Here is a 17429-nt window from a genome sequence, read left to right as displayed (position 1 = left end):
CGCCAGGCGCTGAGGTTTGATCGACGGCCTTGGGGGCTGCGACTAAAGGCCTCAATTAATCAGATGCAACGGGCAGCAACGCCGTAGATAAATATGCTGCGTGGCGAAAGAGACGTTTCGTACACCGTCTGGCGGGCCGCCTTGGGTGACATTTCAGCGCGTCGAGCCAATCGTTGGTCATTACGCTATAATCCCGCCCTTTAGCTGCCCTCAGCCCGCTGTGCGGGGGCACACCTTTTCTCGGGCGCCCTGCGCCTGCATGCAGACTAAAGAGGCTAGACACTAGTGGCATTGACGATCCTTGGCCTGTCCGGCGCCCTTAGCCATGATCCTTCCGCAGCGCTTTACATCGACGGCAAGCTGATTGCCGCGGCCGAAGAAGAGCGCTTCGTTCGTGACAAGCACGCAAAGAACCGCATGCCCTACGAGTCGGCGAAGTTCTGTCTGGAACAGGCAGGCATCAAGCCGTCGGACGTTGACGTGGTCGCGATTCCGTTCGCCCCGATCAGCCTGTTCGGCAAGGCCCGCTGGCATTACGCCAAGCGTTACTGGTACGCGCCGGATCGCGCCCTCGATGCGCTGCTGATGGGCAACCGCCGTTACAAGCGCTACCGCAACAAGATTGTCTGGTGCCTCGAACAACTGGGCTTCGATCCGAAGAAGATCAAGATCGAGCCGGTCGAGCACCACCTGGCCCACGCTTCCAGCGCCTACCACTGCTCCGGTTTCACCGAGAAAACCGCGATCATGGGCATCGACGGCAAGGGTGAGTACGCCACGACCTTCTTCGGCTATGGCGAAAACGGCAAGATCCACAAGATCAAGGAATTCTTCGATCCGGACTCGCTGGGCGGCCTGTACGGCGCGATTACCGAGTTCCTCGGTTTCGAGATGCTCGACGGCGAATTCAAAGTCATGGGCATGGCGCCGTACGGCGATGCCAGCAAGTATGACTTTTCGCGTCTGGCGACCTTCGAGAATGGCGAGCTGGTCATCAATACCGAGCTGGCCAACGTCATCGGCCTGCGTCGCTACAAAGAGAACGGCAAGGGCTTCTACTTCTCGCCGAAGCTGATCGAATGGCTCGGCCCGAAACGCGTTGGCGACGTGGCCGACGAACCCTATATTCATTACGCGGCGAGCATGCAGGCGCTGTTCGAAAAGCTCGCGCTGCAGATGATGGATCACTACCTGGGCGACATCCTCAAGGAGACCGGCAAGATCGCTTTCGCCGGTGGCTGTGCGCTGAACGTCAAACTGAACCAGCGCATCATCGCCCGCCCTGAAGTCAAGGAACTGTTCGTGCAGCCTGCGTCCGGCGATGCGGGTACGGCGGTGGGTGCTGCGGCCTATGTTTCGCACGCCCGCGGTGTGCCGGTCGAGAAGATGGAACACGTCTACCTCGGCCCTTCGTACAGCAACGAAGACGTGATCGCGGCCTGTGCCCGTCACCCGAGCAAGCCGGTCTGGCGCCAGATCGACAACACGCCGGAGCGGATTGCCGAGATCATGGTCAAGGGCAACCCGGTTGCCTGGTTCCAGGGGCGCATGGAGTTCGGTCCGCGCGCGCTGGGCGGTCGCTCCATCATCGGTTGCCCGAGCGTCACCGGCGTGGCCGACCGCATCAACCATCAGATCAAGTTCCGCGAGCGCTGGAGGCCTTTCTGCCCGTCGATGCTCGACACCGTCGCCCCGCAGATGATCAAGATCGATCACCCGGCGCCGTTCATGACCTTTACCTTCGAAGTGGCCGAAGAGTGGAAAACCCGCGTTCCGGAAGTCGTCCATGAAGATGGCACCTCCCGTGCTCAGGTGCTCAAGCGCGAATACAACCCGCGTTACTACGACATGATGAAAGCGCTGGAAAACCTGACCGGCAATGGCGTGTCCCTGAACACCTCGCTGAACCGCCGTGGCGAACCGATGATCTGCTCGCCGACCGATGCGCTGAACATGTTCTTCGGCTCGGACCTCGAGTACCTGATCATGGAAGACATCCTGGTGGTCAAAGAGGGCGTCGAGGCTTATGACACGCTCGGTTGAACGACACGTACTGCAGTTCTGTCACGGCTATGACGGGCCGTTTCTGGACTGCGCGCGGCAATACGCCAGCCTGTTCGCCGGCAAGGGCTATCGCGTAACGACAGTGTTTCTGACCGGTGCCGCCGATCCGGATGTCGTGGCTGACTGCGGTTCGGACGAAGTGCTGTTCATGGAGTACAGCTCCAGTGCCATTCGTGGCCTGAAGCTGGGCGCCATCCGCGACCTGCGCAAGATCGCCGCGACGCGCTCGTTCAGCTTTTGCATCGCGCACCGCTTCAAGCCGGTGTACATCGCCCTGCTGGCAACGAAGCTGCCGGTGATCGGTGTGCACCATGCGTTCGGCGATTACCACCGGCGCAGTCGCAAGCTGTTCGCCAACCTGTTTCGCAAGCGCCTGAGCCTGCTGGGTGTTTCCGACGCGGTTCGCGACGACATGCGCAGCAGCCTGCCCAAGTGGCCGGCCGAGCGCATTCAGACCCTGTACAACCGGATCGATGTCGAGCAACTGCAGGGCAGTCAGTTTTCCGCTGAAGATGCCCGCGCAGAGCTGGGCCTGTCGGCGTCGGCCTGGATTGTCGCCAATGTCGGTCGCCTGCATCCCGACAAGGATCAGGCCACGCTGTTGCGCGGTTTTGCCGAAGCGCTGCCCGATCTTCCCGAGAACAGCCAACTGGTGATTCTCGGCAAGGGTCGCCTGGAAGAAGACCTCAAGGCACTGGCGCTGGAGCTGGGCATCGGCCCGCAGGTGCTGTTCCTCGGCCAGGTGCCTGACGCGCGCCGCTACTTCAAGGCCTTCGACGTGTTCGCCTTGAGCTCGGACCACGAACCGTTCGGCATGGTCCTGCTGGAAGCGATGGTCGCCGGTGTCCCGTTGGTTGCAACCTCATGCGGCGGCGCGAAGGAAGTGGTCGAAGACGTTGGCCTGCTGTTCCCGCTCGGTGATGTGCACAGCCTGGCACACGGCCTGGTGCATATGGCCGGCCTCGATGCCGAACAACGTCAGGATTGTGCCGAGCGCATGCTGTTGCGCTTGCGCGAACGTTTTTCCGATCACGCTGTGCGTAATGTCTTCTGGCGTCTGCCGCAAGTCTCCAGCCTGACAGCGGGGGCCTGATGCTCAATCGATTCAAGGGCTGGCGCGAGCGTGGCTGGGTGCAGATCGATGCGGCTGCCTACGAGCAGGCCTGGCAGCGGTTTGGCGGCAGCGTCGCCACTCATCCGCTGGTGGTCGCGCGCCTGTCGGCCTTTTCCGGCATCGCTGTGCGTTACCTGGCCTGGGAGCAGGGCGGTGAAGTGAAGGCGGCGATTGCCACCTGGGGGCGCTCGCTGGCGCTGTCCAAGGACGAGCTCAAGCGCCACGGCAAGAAAGGGTTGTTCGACCTGGGTAATGCCGAGCTGATTCTGCCGGTGGCCAACGATATCGAGGTGCCGGTCCGGCATCGGGCCCGCTATGTGTCTGCGCTCAACGAAGGCCGCATCAGTACCTTCAAGCCACAGATCGAATCCCTGGCGATGGCGCGTACGCCTGAAGAGCTGTCCAAGAAATTTCGTTACAACCAGCGTCGTGAGCTTCGCTTGCTGGAGGAGGCCGGCGGGACGGTAAGGCCTGTCAGCGAGTTCAGTAGCGCGGAGCTGGCAAGTATGTACTGCGATCTGTTTCAGCGGCGCTGGGGCTTCGAGGCGACCGGTGCCCGGCACAAGGCCGAGGTCATTGAGCTGTTGCGCGAGCTGCTGATCGGTTCGGTGGTGTTTCTCAACGATGCGCCGATTGCCATTCAACTGGTGTATCGCGTCGAAGCGCCGCAGTGGGTCAGCATCGAGTACGTCAACGGCGGTGTCGATCCCCAAACCCGTGATTTCAGTCCGGGCAGCGTGCTCAGCTTTGTCAATACCCAGTCCGCCTGGGAGAACGCCCGCGCGCAGGGCAAATCACTGCGTTTTTCCTTCGGTCGTGCCGACCGCGAGTACAAGGACCGATGGTGCAACCCCGTTCCGGTGTTCCAGATTTGAGTCGCAAGCAGCAATTGCTCAAACGCCATCGCCGTAACAAGCGGCTGGCGTTGCTGGGTGGGCTGCTCCTGTTGATCGCGGTGGGTGTGCTGGTTGCCTGGTGGCTGGCGCCGCTGCTGGCCGTGTGTGCCTGGGTCGCTCATGAGGCCTGGTTCGCCGATCATCTGTTCTATTCGCCGTCTGACGACTATCAGTACACCTTCGCTGCCGACAGCGAAGTGCCGGGCGTGCGCCTGGATGGCGGCACGTTGCTGATCGACCCCGCTGTGCAACTGAACGGCGACGAGACGCTGATACTGGCGCTGACGGTCAAAAGTACCTGGCTCGGGCGTTTTCTCGACCCTGTGGTCGAGCTGCAAGGCCAGGGCCTGAACGACCAGCAGGCATTCGAGCGTGGCGTCTGCGGCGTGCGCTATCTGAACCTCACCGGGCTGGGCGAGCCGCTGGCCGCAGGTGTGCTGAAACTGCGCGGGCGTTGCTGCCGTCTGGCCGGCACGCCGCGGCTCTGGCTGTTTCGTCAGCCGGATGCGCGAAAACAGCGTGTCATGGTCATCGCACCGCACGCCGACGATGCCGAGCTGGCCGCTTTCGGGCTTTACAGCCAGGCCGAGGAAGCGTGGATCATCACACTGACCGCCGGTGAGATCGAGGCCGAGCATTATCAGCAGATGGGCATGGAGCGCGCCGAAGCTGCGCGCATGAAAGGCCGCTTGCGGGCCTGGGACAGTATCGCCGTGGCGCGCTGGGGCGGGGTGCCCGAGTCGCAGTGTGTTCAATTGGGCTATTTCTGCCTGCAACTGCCTGCCATGCAGGCCGCGCCGGATACGCCGATTGGTTCGCGTGAGGCGGATCTGACCGATACCCGCCTGTTCCGTCAGTTCAATACCCTGCCATTGCCCGGCGACAACGGCCAGCCGACCTGGAATAACCTGCTCGCCGACCTGCGCGCGCTGATTCTCAAGGCCCGGCCGCAGGTTGTGGTGATGCCGCACCCTGCCATCGACCCCCATCCCGATCACATCTGCGCCCAGGCTGCGGTGCGTGAAGCCCTGCTCGGGCTCGAATGGCAGCCGGACGTGGTGCTCGGTTATGCCAATCACCTGCACGACAACGACCGCTGGCCGATGGGCGATGCCTACAGCGGCATCAGCCTGCCGCCGGTATTCGATGCCGCGCTGGCGCTGGTGCCGTACAGCCTTCAATTGTCGGTCGCCGCGCAACGCGACAAGGCGATGGCGCTGGGGATGATGCATGACCTGCTGCCACCGATGCCGTTCAAGCGCCGTGTGCGCCGTGCGCTGCAGCGGGTTCTGGCCGGTCGTCACTGGCCGGCCGAGGGCGAAAACGAATTCTTCCGCAAGGCGGTGCGACGACACGAGTTGTTCTGGTGCAGCCGTGATCTCTGATTCAGCAGGCGCAGTACTGCAAGGAAAACCATGAAAGTTCTACTGCTGGTCCAGAAAGAGCAGCGTGCGATTCTGGACCGTCTCTATGACGGCATCGCCGCACATTGTGAATGCGAAGTGCGCTGGCTGAGCTCTGCGGAGCAACGCAACCTGCGTGGTTATTTCCGCCGTGAGGTGGACGTCAGCCGCTATGACCGGATCGTGTTTTTCCTGCGTTTCAAGCAGGAAGTGCGTCAGGTCGGCTTCATCCGCACGATTCCCAATCTGGTCATCCTCGAACACGATGCCTACCAGAACTACATTCCGTGCAAATACACCGGCAAGTTCAGCGCGCACTATCGCAAGCTGCCTTGGGCGCGAGTGATCTGCTCGGGGTTCATTGTCAGCGAACGGCTGCGCCAGGAAGGCTTCGATGCGGTGTTCGTGCCCAAGGGCTATGACCAGAGCCTGCTGCAGTTGCAGGCACGCGAGCGTGACATCGAACTGGCTTTCGTGGGCAGCACCAACAGCGTGGCCTACAGCGGTCGCAAGGCGTTGCTGGATGAGTTGGGCCAGGTCGAGAATCTGCTCGTCACGCGGACCAAGTCCGGCGAAGAGTATTGCGACACCCTGAACCGCATCCGTTTTTTCGTCAGTGCCGACGTGGGCATGGGCGAGTACATGATCAAGAATTTCGAGGCCATGGCGTGCGGCTGCGTGCTGCTTGCCTTCGATCAGGGCGCTGAAGAAAACCGCGCGCTGGGCTTTGTCGACATGCACAACATCGTGCTCTATCGCGACATTCCCGAACTTCGCGAAAAGCTGGCGAAATTGCGCGATAACGTCACACTGGCTGGCGAAATATCTTGTAATGGGCAGACTTTGGTCGAGGAACGCTTTACATTCCATGCCCTCGGAAAAGCCATCGTGGATGCCATGCATGCGCCACTGCGCAGCATGCCGGCGGCGAGCTGGATCGATCGCCTGCGGTCACGATTGGGATGGTAGGGAATTATGAATATTCAATGATTGGGAACGAATGATGGTATTCAGCGAAAACAGCGACATTACGCTGGTCGTCACCAGTTGTGGTCGATTCGACCTGTTGAAGCGCACCCTGGAAACGTTCGACCATTTCAACACTGCGCCCATACGCCATGTGCTGATTACCGAAGACTCCGGCGATGACCGGGTTCAGGCCTGCATTCCCGAGCACTGGCACCCGCATACGCGCTTCATCATCAACAACCCCAAGCTGGGGCAGATGCGCTCTGTCGACGCGGCCTATTCGCTGATCGAAACGTCCTGGGTGTTCCATTGCGAAGACGATTGGGATTTCTACCGTCCGCACTTCATCGAAGAGTCGATGACGCTGCTGAAACACGATCCGCAAGCCTTACAGGTCTGGTTGCGCAGCTACAATCACGATCTGCGTATCCACAGCCCGTACGTTTACCTCAACGAGCGTGAAGTGGTCGAGGGTATTGCGTTTTACAAGCTGGGCTCGCACAAGCCTGAATGGCAGGGGTTTTCCTTCAATCCGGGGCTGCGCCGCCTGGCTGATTACCTGCAGCATGCGCCTTATGCCGGGCACGGTGGCGAGAAGAAACTTTCACAATTATTCGCTGCGCAAAACCGTTACGCTCTGATTCTGGAAAATGATGCCGTGTTGCACACCGGGTTTGGTGAGCACGTGGAGTTGCCGCAGGAGCGGCTTGACAAACAGCGTCGCAAACGTCGGGATCGCGTCAAGCTGATCGTCGCTGTGCTCGCTGGCCTAGTAGCAGGTTGGTTGCTTAATAATGTCAGTTGACCCGATAAGAATGCCCGGCAGCAAAGTACAGCAGTATTTTACGGCTGCCATCGTCATCTTCCTGCTGAGTTTCATCCTCAACCCCTCAGCCAAGATAACCAACAATCTGTTTTATGCATTCACGGCGCTGCCGGGCTTGTTCTTCTTGATCAAGTACCGCGGCGCTGGCGTGTTTGCCAAGCCTCTGGGCATTGCCTGGGCGGTGTTCATGGCCTGCTTTCTGGTCCCCGCGCTACAGGCGCAGGAGTTCCAGTATTACAAGCACATCATCTACGTCAGCCTGTTTGTCTTTGTCGTCGCCGGGATTACCGACAACGGCTTCTTCAGACGCGGGGTCTTCGTGCGCAGCATGTTCTGGGCGCTGTGCCTGTACATTCTGCTGAGCAGTATTCACAGCTGGGTGACCGGGCAGTTCGAGTTCGGCCAGCGTGTGGCGATTTTGCCTGGGCGAATGGAGAACGTGATCTACGCCAGTGCCTGGCTGGTCTGCAGCCTCGCGTTGGCCATGCCGTTGTGGGCAAAAGAGCGTCGCTGGGTCGAGGCCGTCTGCGCCGTTCTTGTCACGCTGGTGATAACCGCCTTTATCGTGCAGACACGTACTGCGCTGGTGGGTTGCGCCGTTCTGTTTGCTGTCTGCACCGCCTATGCGCTCTACCGTTTCCCGCTGCGCACGACAGTGGTCTTGCTGGCGCTGGGCGTCGTGGCGGCAGCCGCCTTCTGGTTCGTCAAGGATGAACAGTGGGTCGCCCTGCTGATGGTCAGAGGTGATTCCTATCGCATCGAGCTGTTTGAAATCATGACCGGTGAATGGCGTCGCTGTGGCTGGATGCTGGGCTGCGGTGTGGATTTCTACACCACCCAGACCCTGACGGGCGGCATACCGATCCAGCACCCGCACAATATTTTCGTGTCGCTGGGGCTGTACACCGGCGCCGCTTCGCTGGTGATGTTTCTGGTCGTGATGGCGATAACGCTGTGGGACTCCGTGCGCAATGGCGATGCCTGGGGTCTTTATCTTGTGTGCGCGTTGGTCATGCTTAACTTCGACGGAGCCCAGTTGGTCGGCAATCCAGACGAGCTCTGGGTACTGGTGCTGTTACCGGCGTCCATGGTGTTGGGGCGAGTGGTGCAGACGCATCGGCTCAGGCAGCAGCAATAGCCTCAAAAAAATGGCCGCTTCGAAAGCGGCCATTTTTCATGGGGCAGGTTATTGAACAGCCTGGGCCAGTTCAGAGGTGTCGCAGAGGGACTGAGCGCTCATGTAACCATCGAGAAAGGCCGGGTTGCCGTTGTCCAGCAGCCATTGACGGTCTTCCTGATAGCGCAGCATGTGCTTGAAGTTGCGCAAGCGAAGGCTTTTGCGCAAGGCGCGGCGATAGGTTTTCATGTCGGCGATGTCAATCAGGCCGAGGCTGCCTTCGGGCGTGAGGATCACGTTGCCAAGATGGGCCGAGCGAAAGTAGATGCCTTTTTCGTGCAGCCCGGCAATAAAGCTTCCCAGTTGCCTGCGCAGCTTGTCGTCGGCCACCGCACTGCCCAGTAGCTGGCGCAGGGTGAAGCCAGCCAGCGGATCATAATGCACGGCATCGCGCTCGATCTCGGCGATGCGGCTGACCGAGCGTATGCGCGGGCAGGGAATGTCGCGTTTGGCCAGCGTTTCACAGTTGTCTGCGAAGCGCTGCGCGTAGGGGTACCAGGCTGCTGAGCTGACAAGGCGTTTGCGCCGAAACAGTTTCAGCATGGAGCCGTCACGCAGGCGGAGTACCTTGTCGCCCGTGCCGTCGGCTTCAAGTACTTCGGCACCTTGAACCTGTTCAAGGTAATGGGCGTGGTCAAGCGCTTGCATCGATACTCCGGTTTTTACGCCCTTGGTAATGGACGAGCCGCCTATGTTACCGCAGCAGGCAGCCGCGAAAACCGCTGTGATACAATTCGGCCTCTTTTTAACACGACGGATTCTCATGACAACCTCCGAATCGTCCGCAACCTCCAGCGTGAAAATCTATTTCCGCCTGTTGTCTTATGTGCGTCCGTATGTGGGCATTTTCCTGCTCAGCATCATTGGTTTCGTGATCTTCGCCTCGACCCAGCCGATGCTCGCCGGCATCCTGAAATATTTCGTCGATGGCCTGACCAATCCTGAAGCGGTGCTGTTTCCCAATGTTCCTTACCTGCGCGAGTTGCAGCTGTTGCAGGCCGTGCCGCTGCTGATCGTGCTGATCGCCGCATGGCAGGGGCTGGGCTCGTTTCTGGGCAACTATTTCCTGGCAAAGGTTTCCCTGGGGCTGGTGCATGACCTGCGCGTAGAGCTGTTCAACAAGCTGCTGGTGTTGCCCAATCGCTACTTCGATACGACCAACTCCGGTCATCTGATCTCACGCATCACCTTCAACGTCACGATGGTGACCGGCGCTGCCACCGATGCCATCAAGGTGGTGATTCGCGAAGGCCTGACCGTGGTGTTCCTCTTCATCTATCTGCTGATGATGAACTGGAAGCTGACGCTGGTGATGCTCGCGATTTTGCCGTTGATTGCCGTCATGGTCGGCACCGCGAGCAAGAAATTCCGCAAGCAGAGCAAGAAGATCCAGGTGGCGATGGGCGATGTCACGCATGTTGCCTCGGAAACCATTCAGGGCTATCGCGTAGTCCGCAGCTTCGGTGGCGAGTCCTACGAGCAGGCGCGCTTTGCCCAGGCCAGCAACAGCAACACCAAAAAGCAGCTGCGCATGACCAAGACCGGCGCCATCTACACGCCGATGCTGCAACTGGTGATCTACAGCGCCATGGCGGTGCTGATGTTCCTCGTGCTGTTCCTGCGTGGTGAAGCGACTGCGGGTGATCTGGTCGCCTATATCACCGCTGCGGGCCTGCTGCCCAAGCCGATTCGTCAGCTGTCGGAAGTCAGTTCGACGATCCAGAAGGGCGTCGCCGGTGCCGAGAGCATCTTCGAACAGCTGGATGTGGAAGAGGAAGTCGACACCGGCACCATCGAGCGTGAGCGCGTGACCGGCCACCTCGAGGTGAAGCACCTCAGCTTCTTCTACCCGCAGACGGCGCGTCAGGTGTTGAACGACATCAGTTTCTCCGCCGCGCCGGGACAGATGATTGCCCTGGTAGGACGCTCCGGCAGCGGCAAGTCGACCCTGGCCAACCTGATTCCGCGTTTCTACGGGCACGACATGGGCAACATCCTGCTCGATGGCGTCGAGATCAACGATTATCGCTTGCGTAACCTGCGCAGGCACATCGCTCAGGTCAATCAGAACGTCACGCTGTTCAACGACACAATTGCCAACAACATTGCCTACGGCGATCTGGCCGGTGCGCCGCGTGCCGACATCGAAGCGGCCGCCGCTGATGCGTACGCCAAGGAGTTCATCGACCAGTTGCCGCAGGGTTTCGATACCCAGGTGGGCGAAAACGGTGTGCTGCTGTCAGGCGGTCAACGCCAGCGTCTGGCCATTGCCCGCGCGCTGCTCAAGAACGCCCCGTTGCTGATTCTCGACGAAGCCACCTCGGCGCTGGACACCGAGTCCGAGCGGCACATTCAGGCGGCGCTGGATCACGTCATGAAGGGCCGTACCACGCTGGTCATCGCCCACCGCCTTTCGACCATCGAGAAGGCCGACCTGATTCTGGTCATGGACGCCGGGCAGATCGTCGAACGCGGTACGCACTCGGAGCTGCTGGCGCAGAACGGCTATTACGCCCGCCTGCATGCCATGGGGCTGGACGAGCCGGCTCCGGTCGGCGCTGTCTGACCTGACTTTCACCGGGCGGACCCAGGCGGTCCGCCTGCCTTTTGAGCGGCGTGATTCAACAGCCTGTCGGTTGCAAACCCCTGTGCTAAGATTCCGCCCCTGTCCATTTTTCAAGTACGGGTTGTTCCATGAAGCTATCCATGCCGCGCTTTGATCAGGCTCCTGTCCTGGTGGTGGGCGATGTCATGCTCGACAGATACTGGCATGGTGGTACCTCGCGTATTTCCCCTGAAGCGCCAGTGCCTGTGGTCAAGGTCGATCAGATCGAGGACCGTCCGGGTGGCGCTGCCAACGTGGCCTTGAACATCGCTGCGCTGGGCGCACCCGCTTCGCTGGTCGGCGTGACGGGGGATGACGAAGCTGCCGAGAGTCTGACCAACAGCCTCAAGGCTGCTGGTGTGCTGGCGCGCTTTCAGCGCATCGCCGATCAGCCGACCATCGTCAAACTGCGTGTCATGAGTCGCCACCAGCAATTGTTGCGTATCGATTTCGAAGAACCGTTCAGGACTGACCCGCTGGCCCTGAGCGCAGAGGTCTACAGCCTGCTGGATGGCATCAAGGTGCTGGTCCTGTCGGATTACGGCAAGGGCGCACTGAAAAACCATCAGGCGCTGATTCAGGCCGCCCGCAAGCGCGGCATTCCGGTGCTGGCCGACCCCAAGGGCAAGGACTTCGCGATCTATCGCGGTGCCAGCCTGATCACGCCGAACCTCAGCGAATTCGAGGCCATCGTCGGTCATTGCGTCGATGAGGCGCAACTGGTCACCAAGGGTGCGCAGTTGATGCAGGAGCTCGATCTCGGCGCGCTGCTGGTGACCCGTGGCGAACATGGCATGACCCTGCTGCGTCCTGATCAGCAGGCGCTGCATCTGCCGGCCCGTGCCCGCGAAGTGTTCGATGTGACCGGTGCTGGTGATACGGTGATCTCTACCCTGGCGGCAGCGATTGCTGCCGGCGAAGAGTTGCCGCATGCGGTGGCTCTGGCCAACCTGGCGGCGGGCATTGTGGTCGGCAAGCTGGGTACCGCGGCCATCAGTGCCCCTGAATTGCGCCGGGCCATTCAGCGTGAAGAGGGCTCCGAGCGCGGTGTACTGGGCCTGGAGCAACTGCTGCTGGCGGTCGATGACGCACGCGCGCACAAGGAAAGGATCGTTTTCACCAACGGCTGCTTCGACATTCTCCACGCCGGTCATGTGACCTACCTGGAGCAGGCGCGCGCCCTGGGTGATCGCCTGATCGTTGCCGTCAACGACGATGCGTCCGTCAGCCGCTTGAAAGGGCCAGGCCGACCGATCAACAGCGTTGAGCGGCGCATGGCGGTGCTGGCAGGTCTGGGGGCCGTGGACTGGGTCATCAGCTTCCCGGAAGGAACCCCTGAAAACCTGCTGACCCACGTCAAGCCCGACGTGCTGGTCAAGGGCGGTGATTATGGTGTCGATCAGGTGGTCGGTGCCGATATCGTTCAGGCGTACGGCGGCGAAGTGCGTGTGCTGGGGCTGGTGGAAAACAGCTCTACCACCGCCATTGTCGAGAAGATTCGAGGGCAGGGGTAGGGGTTAGCTACAAGCTGCAAGCTGCAAGCCAAAGCAGATCAAATCAAAAGGCTTGAGGCTTGAGGCTTGAGGCTTGAGGCTTGAGGCTTGAGGCTTGAGGCTTGAGGCTTGAGGTTTACAGCTTGCCACTAATGGAGTGCAACAGCTCTCGCGCCTTGCCGGTCAGGCGTTTCAGCCCTGACTTCTTCGCTGGCGGGGCCATGCCCTGCTGACGTAGCCAGTCTTTCCAGCGAATCCGCTCTTCACGCACCACCCAGCCATCCTGCGCGGCGAAACTCTCGGCCAGGTACAACCCTCTCGTGCCGGCCGGAATCAGCTTGTCGCGTTTGAGCGTGTACAGCTCGGGCAGGGGCGCGCCATTCTCCAGCGGCATCAGGTACAGGTCAGGTTTGCTGCGGTTGAGGCGGGCGACCAGTTGATCGTTTTCCAGAGCTTCGTCGACATGGAAAAGGCTGACCGGGCGCGCCTCCTTGGGGATTTCCAGGCGCATGTCGTAAATCAGTTGCAAGGACGCCGTGGGCAAATGCACATAGGCCCGTGGACGTTCCAGCAGGGTCAGGCTGCCGGTTCGCACCGGTCTCGCGGCGCCGGAGAGGGGGCTCAGGCGAAAGGGCATGGCCTCGCGATAATGCAGCGCGGCGGCATAGGGCGCAGGCAGCCAGGTTTCCTTGAACAGCCCGCTGAGCCAGCCCTGCGGTGTTTCGATCAGGCACTCTTCGGCCACTTCCTGAATCGCGGTGTGCAGCGGCAGTGTCAGCTCATGGGCCGGGACGTAACCCGAGATCAGCTTGAGCACGACGTCGCCGCGGTCCTGGCGACGTTGGCGAACCAGCACCCAGTAATCGCGGTTCTGCCAATTGACGGTCAGGCGAACGGACACCCCCAGATTGGCCAGTTCGGTGGCGAAGTGTTCGGTGTCCGGCACGTCGATCTTGCGCCGCCGCTGCAAGGTCTGCGCGAAGTTCATCGGCATGCCGACGCTCTGGTAGCTCAGGCTTTCCGCAGTGGCCTCGACAAACAGCGGCAGGGTCTTGAAGTTGCTGGGATTCTTCCGGATCAGTGTTCGCGGCATAACGGCTCCTTCTTGCGTTGGGGTCGGCCGCCTCAATCAGGATTGACGGCAAATCACGGCAGCGGCAGTTGCAACGTTGTGTGCCAGGTGCAACGGGTTGATGGTGCCGACAATAGCACTGGCAACCGCAGGATGTTCAAACAGTAGCTGGAAACTGGCGTGGACCGGGTCGATGCCGGGTGTCAGGCAGACATGACCACTGGCCAGTGCTTTCTTGACCAGAATGCCTTTGCCATGAGCCTGCGCGTAATCCAGTACCGGTTTTTCATCCTGCTCGTTGAGGTTGTAAGTGACCATTGCGCAGTCACCCTCGCGCAGCGCCAGCAGGCCGCCTTCGACGGTCTTGCCGGAAAAGCCGAAGCCGCGAATCTTGCCTTCGCGCTTTAGGTCGGCGAGCGTTTGATATACCCCGGCGTCGTTGAGGATCGCCAGATCGTTGCCGTCCGAATGCACCAGAACCAGATCGAGAAAGTCAGTTTCAAGACGTTTCAGGCTGCGCTCGACCGATGTGCGTGTATGGGCGGCGCTGAAGTCATGGCTCGACTGGCCGTTGACGAACTCCTCGCCAACCTTGCTGACGATTACCCAGTCCTGGCGCTGACCGCGCAGCAGCGGCCCCAGGCGCTCTTCGCTGGTACCGTAGGCGGGTGCCGTGTCGATCAGGTTGATGCCCATGTCGCGGGCCATGCGCAGCAGCATCTGCGCCTGCTGGTCATCGGGAATCTTGAAGCCGCTGGGGTATTTGACGCCCTGGTCGCGCCCCAGTTTGACGGTGCCCAGCCCCAGCGGCGATACGTTCAGGCCGGTACTGCCCAGCGGGCGATGCAGATCGTGCAGGGTTTTCAGGCTCATGGCAGCAGTTCATCCCAGACAGGTATGGCCATCGGAGGCCGTGGCACATCGTTCAGCGCAGCTTGCGGGGTCGGGTGGATGCCGTCTCTGGACAGCTGCGACAGGACCCGGTCGGCGAAGTCCGGTGCCAGCGCCAGCTTGGTCGGCCAGCCGATCATCAGACGTTGCTGGCTGTCGAGGAAGGCGTTGTCCGGGCGCACCAGCCCTGATTGAGCCGGCTCGGCACGATCAACACGCAGGGTCGCCCACTGCGCCTGACTCAGGTCGACCCACGGCAGCAGCGCCTCAAGCTCTTTGCGCGCGACGGCGATCTGCGCGTCCGGTTGGCGCGCCACGCCATCGGCTTCGGCCAGATCGCCACCCAGATACCAAACCCACTGGCCATCTGCGGCCGGGTGCGTGGTCACGGTGATGCGTGGCTTGGGCCCGCCACCCAGGCAATGAGCGTACAGCGGCTTCAAGGTCGGCCCCTTGACCAGCACCATGTGCAACGGACGGCGCTGCATCTGCGGTTGCGACACGCACAGTGCGTTCAGCAGATCGGCATTGCCGCCACCGGCACTGAGCACGATGCGCTGCGCATGGATATCGCGACCATCGACGCGCAGACCGATCAGTTCATCGCCCTCGAAGAGCGGCTCGATGTGCTGACCGGCCAGCAGGCTGTCACCGGCCAGCTCGGCAAGCCGCCCGATCAGGCTGGGTACATCGACCACCAGCTCGGCCAGTCGATAGACCTTGCCTTTGAATTTGGGGTTTTGCAGGGCTGGCGGCAGTTGCTCGCCCTTGACCTGATCCACACGGCCGCGCACGGCCTTGCTGGCGAAGAAACTGGTGAGGTTGCCGGCGATGGTGCCTGGCGACCACAGGTAATGGGCCTCGGACAGCAGGCGTACACCGGACAGGTCCAGCTCGCCCTTGCCATCGAGGGCCTCACGCCAGCGACGCGGCATGTCGGCAATGGCTTCGGAGGCACCCGACAGCGCGCCGTGCAGCGCGTACTTGGCGCCGCCATGGATGATCCCCTGAGACTTGAGGCTTTGCCCGCCACCCAGGCTGGCGCTTTCTACCAGCACTGTCGAGAACCCTTGACGACGCAACCGGGCATTGAGCCAGAGACCGGCGACGCCAGCCCCGACAATCAGCACGTCAGTGGAAATAACCGATGGCATGAGCACCTCAGTGAGCGAAAAGTACCAGCATTATAAAGGATCGGGTTTTCAATGCCCGGCGGTTTTCGAGAACAGCTGAATGACTGCCACGCCTGCCACGATCATGCCCATGCCCAGCAGCGCGGGCAGGTCGAGTTTCTGGCCGTAGATGAAGAACGCCGCGATGCTCACCAGTACGATGCCCATGCCTGACCAGATGGCGTAAGTGATGCCCACCGGGATCGTGCGCATCACCAGAATCAGCATCCAGAACGCGATCGCATAGCCGGTAATCAGCAGCACCAGGGGCAGCGGGGTGCTGAATCCCTTCACCGCTTTCATGGACGTGGTGGCGATGACTTCCGCGCAAACGGCGATAGCCAACAGGTAATAAGCGTTCATGGTGCATTCCTTTTCGTCAGGCTGCGCATTCTAGCGACTTGTGATGGCGGGCTGATAAACTCCGCGCCCATGAATAGAACTCTTTATACCGTACTGTTTCATCTCGGCCTGCCGCTGGTTGCCCTGCGTCTGTGGTTGCGTGCGCGCAAGGCCCCGGCGTATCGCCAGCGCATCGGCGAGCGCTTCGCCCGCGGCTTGCCGGTCATGCAGCGGGGCGGCATCTGGGTGCATGCGGTGTCAGTGGGGGAAAGCATCGCCGCCGCGCCGATGATTCGGTCGCTGCTGGTGCAATATCCGCAATTGCCGATCACTGTGACTTGCATGACGCCCACAGGTTCGGAACGAATCAAGGTGCTGTTCGCCAGCGAGCCGCGGATTCAGCATTGCTACCTGCCCTACGACCTGCCGTGGGCGGCCGCTGGTTTTCTCGATCAGGTACAGCCACGGCTGGGGATCATCATGGAAACCGAGCTGTGGCCCAACCACATCCATCAGTGTTCCCTGCGCGGGATTCCCGTGGTGCTCGCCAATGCCCGGCTGTCGGAGCGTTCGGCGCGGGGTTACGCGCGCTTTGCCGGGCTGACGCGACCGATGCTCGCGGAAATGGCCTGGTTCGCGGTGCAGACTGAAGCTGAGGCGCAGCGCTTTCGTGATTTGGGCGCACGTCCCGAGTGCGTGGCGGTGACCGGCTCGATCAAGTTCGACCTGAGCATCGACCCGCAGCTTCTGCAGCGTGCCGCCCAGCAGCGTGAACAATGGCAGACCACGCAGCGTCCGGTCTGGATCGCGGCCAGCACGCATGCAGGCGAGGATGAAAGCGTGCTGGCGGCTCATCGCACGTTACTGACCAGTCACCCCAATGCGCTACTGATTCTGGTGCCGCGCCACCCCGAACGTTTCGACAGCGTGCATGCGTTGTGTCAGCAACAGGGTTTTGCGACGGTAAGGCGTTCCTCCGCACAGGCTGTCACGGCGGACGTCTCGGTGCTGATGGGCGATACCATGGGGGAATTGCTGTTTCTCTATGCGCTGGCTGACATCGCTTTTGTTGGCGGCAGCCTGGTGCCCAACGGCGGGCACAACCTGCTGGAGCCTGCGGCGCTGGCCATGCCGGTACTCAGCGGTCCGCACCTGTTCAACTTTCTTGAGATTGCCGCAATGCTGCGCAAGGCCGGTGCATTGCAAGAGGTCAACGATGCAGCAGCGCTGGCCGCCGCCGTGCAGGGCCTTTTCGACCAGCCGCAGCAGTCGCGCAACATGGCCGATGCCGGGCTCGCGGTGATGAAAGCCAATCAGGGCGCGCTGCAACGTCTGCTCGACGGGATCGGGCGGTTGATGAACAGGCGCTGAGTCGGGAGGACGCAGAGCGTCCGGAACGGCATGC

The 17429-nt window shown here is 61.2% G+C and carries 15 protein-coding genes; 10 read left to right on the top strand and 5 right to left on the bottom strand.

Features of this window, described 5'->3' with window-relative positions; genetic code table 11:
* Positions 1 to 285 precede the first annotated feature (285 nt).
* From JOE34_RS03645 to JOE34_RS03615, 7 genes are read left to right on the top strand one after another with little or no spacing between them, the layout of a single operon-like run.
* On the top strand, positions 286 to 2043 hold the full coding sequence (locus JOE34_RS03645) for a carbamoyltransferase (RefSeq protein ID WP_003422365.1): 1758 nt from the start codon (positions 286 to 288) through the stop codon (positions 2041 to 2043).
* A complete protein-coding gene (locus JOE34_RS03640) occupies positions 2027 to 3157 on the top strand; it encodes a glycosyltransferase (RefSeq protein ID WP_004409426.1) in 1131 nt (376 codons plus the stop codon). The genes JOE34_RS03645 and JOE34_RS03640 overlap by 17 nt, the downstream gene beginning before the upstream one ends.
* Positions 3157 to 4053 (top strand): antimicrobial resistance protein Mig-14, encoded by an 897-nt coding sequence (locus JOE34_RS03635; protein WP_016567039.1) that lies wholly within the window; start codon positions 3157 to 3159, stop codon positions 4051 to 4053. The genes JOE34_RS03640 and JOE34_RS03635 overlap by 1 nt, the downstream gene beginning before the upstream one ends.
* Positions 4050 to 5459, top strand: coding sequence for a PIG-L family deacetylase (locus JOE34_RS03630; RefSeq protein ID WP_046265977.1), 1410 nt, complete (start codon positions 4050 to 4052; stop codon positions 5457 to 5459). Before JOE34_RS03635 ends, JOE34_RS03630 begins: the two co-directional genes overlap by 4 nt.
* 30 nt (positions 5460 to 5489) lie before the next feature.
* A complete protein-coding gene (locus tag JOE34_RS03625) occupies positions 5490 to 6446 on the top strand; it encodes a glycosyltransferase (protein ID WP_122335884.1) in 957 nt (318 codons plus the stop codon).
* A gap of 31 nt (positions 6447 to 6477) precedes the next feature.
* Entirely contained in the window at positions 6478 to 7251 is a 774-nt protein-coding gene (locus JOE34_RS03620; protein WP_003392119.1) for a glycosyltransferase family 2 protein, read from the top strand.
* Positions 7241 to 8410, top strand: a complete 1170-nt coding sequence (locus tag JOE34_RS03615; protein WP_004414793.1) for a hypothetical protein — start codon at positions 7241 to 7243, stop codon at positions 8408 to 8410. Before JOE34_RS03620 ends, JOE34_RS03615 begins: the two co-directional genes overlap by 11 nt.
* Before the next feature lie 48 nt (positions 8411 to 8458).
* Here JOE34_RS03615 and JOE34_RS03610 read toward each other — a convergent pair whose 3' ends face one another.
* The gene (locus tag JOE34_RS03610; RefSeq protein WP_044312568.1) at positions 8459 to 9097 is read right to left on the bottom strand and encodes a toluene tolerance protein; all 639 of its coding nucleotides are present in this window, start codon (positions 9095 to 9097) and stop codon (positions 8459 to 8461) included.
* A gap of 115 nt (positions 9098 to 9212) precedes the next feature.
* On the opposite strand from JOE34_RS03610, the gene msbA reads away from it, so the two are divergent.
* A complete protein-coding gene (gene msbA / locus JOE34_RS03605) occupies positions 9213 to 11015 on the top strand; it encodes a lipid A export permease/ATP-binding protein MsbA (protein WP_116827017.1) in 1803 nt (600 codons plus the stop codon).
* A 128-nt stretch (positions 11016 to 11143) separates the two neighbouring features.
* The gene (hldE, locus tag JOE34_RS03600; RefSeq protein WP_003404685.1) at positions 11144 to 12568 is read left to right on the top strand and encodes a bifunctional D-glycero-beta-D-manno-heptose-7-phosphate kinase/D-glycero-beta-D-manno-heptose 1-phosphate adenylyltransferase HldE; all 1425 of its coding nucleotides are present in this window, start codon (positions 11144 to 11146) and stop codon (positions 12566 to 12568) included.
* Positions 12569 to 12683: 115 nt separating this feature from the next.
* Here the strand turns inward: hldE and JOE34_RS03595 are convergent, their stop codons facing one another.
* From JOE34_RS03595 to JOE34_RS03580, 4 genes are read right to left on the bottom strand one after another with little or no spacing between them, the layout of a single operon-like run.
* Positions 12684 to 13640: a hypothetical protein gene (locus JOE34_RS03595; protein ID WP_003422356.1), complete on the bottom strand. Its 957-nt coding sequence runs from the start codon at positions 13638 to 13640 to the stop codon at positions 12684 to 12686.
* Positions 13641 to 13676: 36 nt separating this feature from the next.
* Complete coding sequence (locus JOE34_RS03590) at positions 13677 to 14492, bottom strand: aldo/keto reductase (protein WP_209995116.1); 816 nt, start codon at positions 14490 to 14492, stop codon at positions 13677 to 13679.
* Positions 14489 to 15664 carry an FAD-dependent oxidoreductase gene (locus JOE34_RS03585; protein ID WP_209995115.1) on the bottom strand — a complete coding sequence of 392 codons (1176 nt, stop codon included), beginning with the start codon at positions 15662 to 15664 and terminating at the stop codon, positions 14489 to 14491. Before JOE34_RS03585 ends, JOE34_RS03590 begins: the two co-directional genes overlap by 4 nt.
* A gap of 48 nt (positions 15665 to 15712) precedes the next feature.
* Positions 15713 to 16045: an SMR family transporter gene (locus JOE34_RS03580; RefSeq protein WP_003318197.1), complete on the bottom strand. Its 333-nt coding sequence runs from the start codon at positions 16043 to 16045 to the stop codon at positions 15713 to 15715.
* A 69-nt stretch (positions 16046 to 16114) separates the two neighbouring features.
* Between JOE34_RS03580 and waaA the strand changes: the two genes are divergently transcribed.
* Entirely contained in the window at positions 16115 to 17395 is a 1281-nt protein-coding gene (gene waaA / locus JOE34_RS03575) for a lipid IV(A) 3-deoxy-D-manno-octulosonic acid transferase (RefSeq protein WP_010407492.1), read from the top strand.
* The last annotated feature ends 34 nt before the right edge of the window (positions 17396 to 17429 follow it).

Origin of the sequence: Pseudomonas sp. PvP028, from assembly GCF_017832255.1 — a bacterium.
Classification (GTDB): Bacteria; Pseudomonadota; Gammaproteobacteria; order Pseudomonadales; family Pseudomonadaceae; genus Aquipseudomonas; species Aquipseudomonas syringae.
Note: the sequence above shows the minus strand (reverse complement) of the source record. Positions and strands in the feature narration are given on the sequence as shown.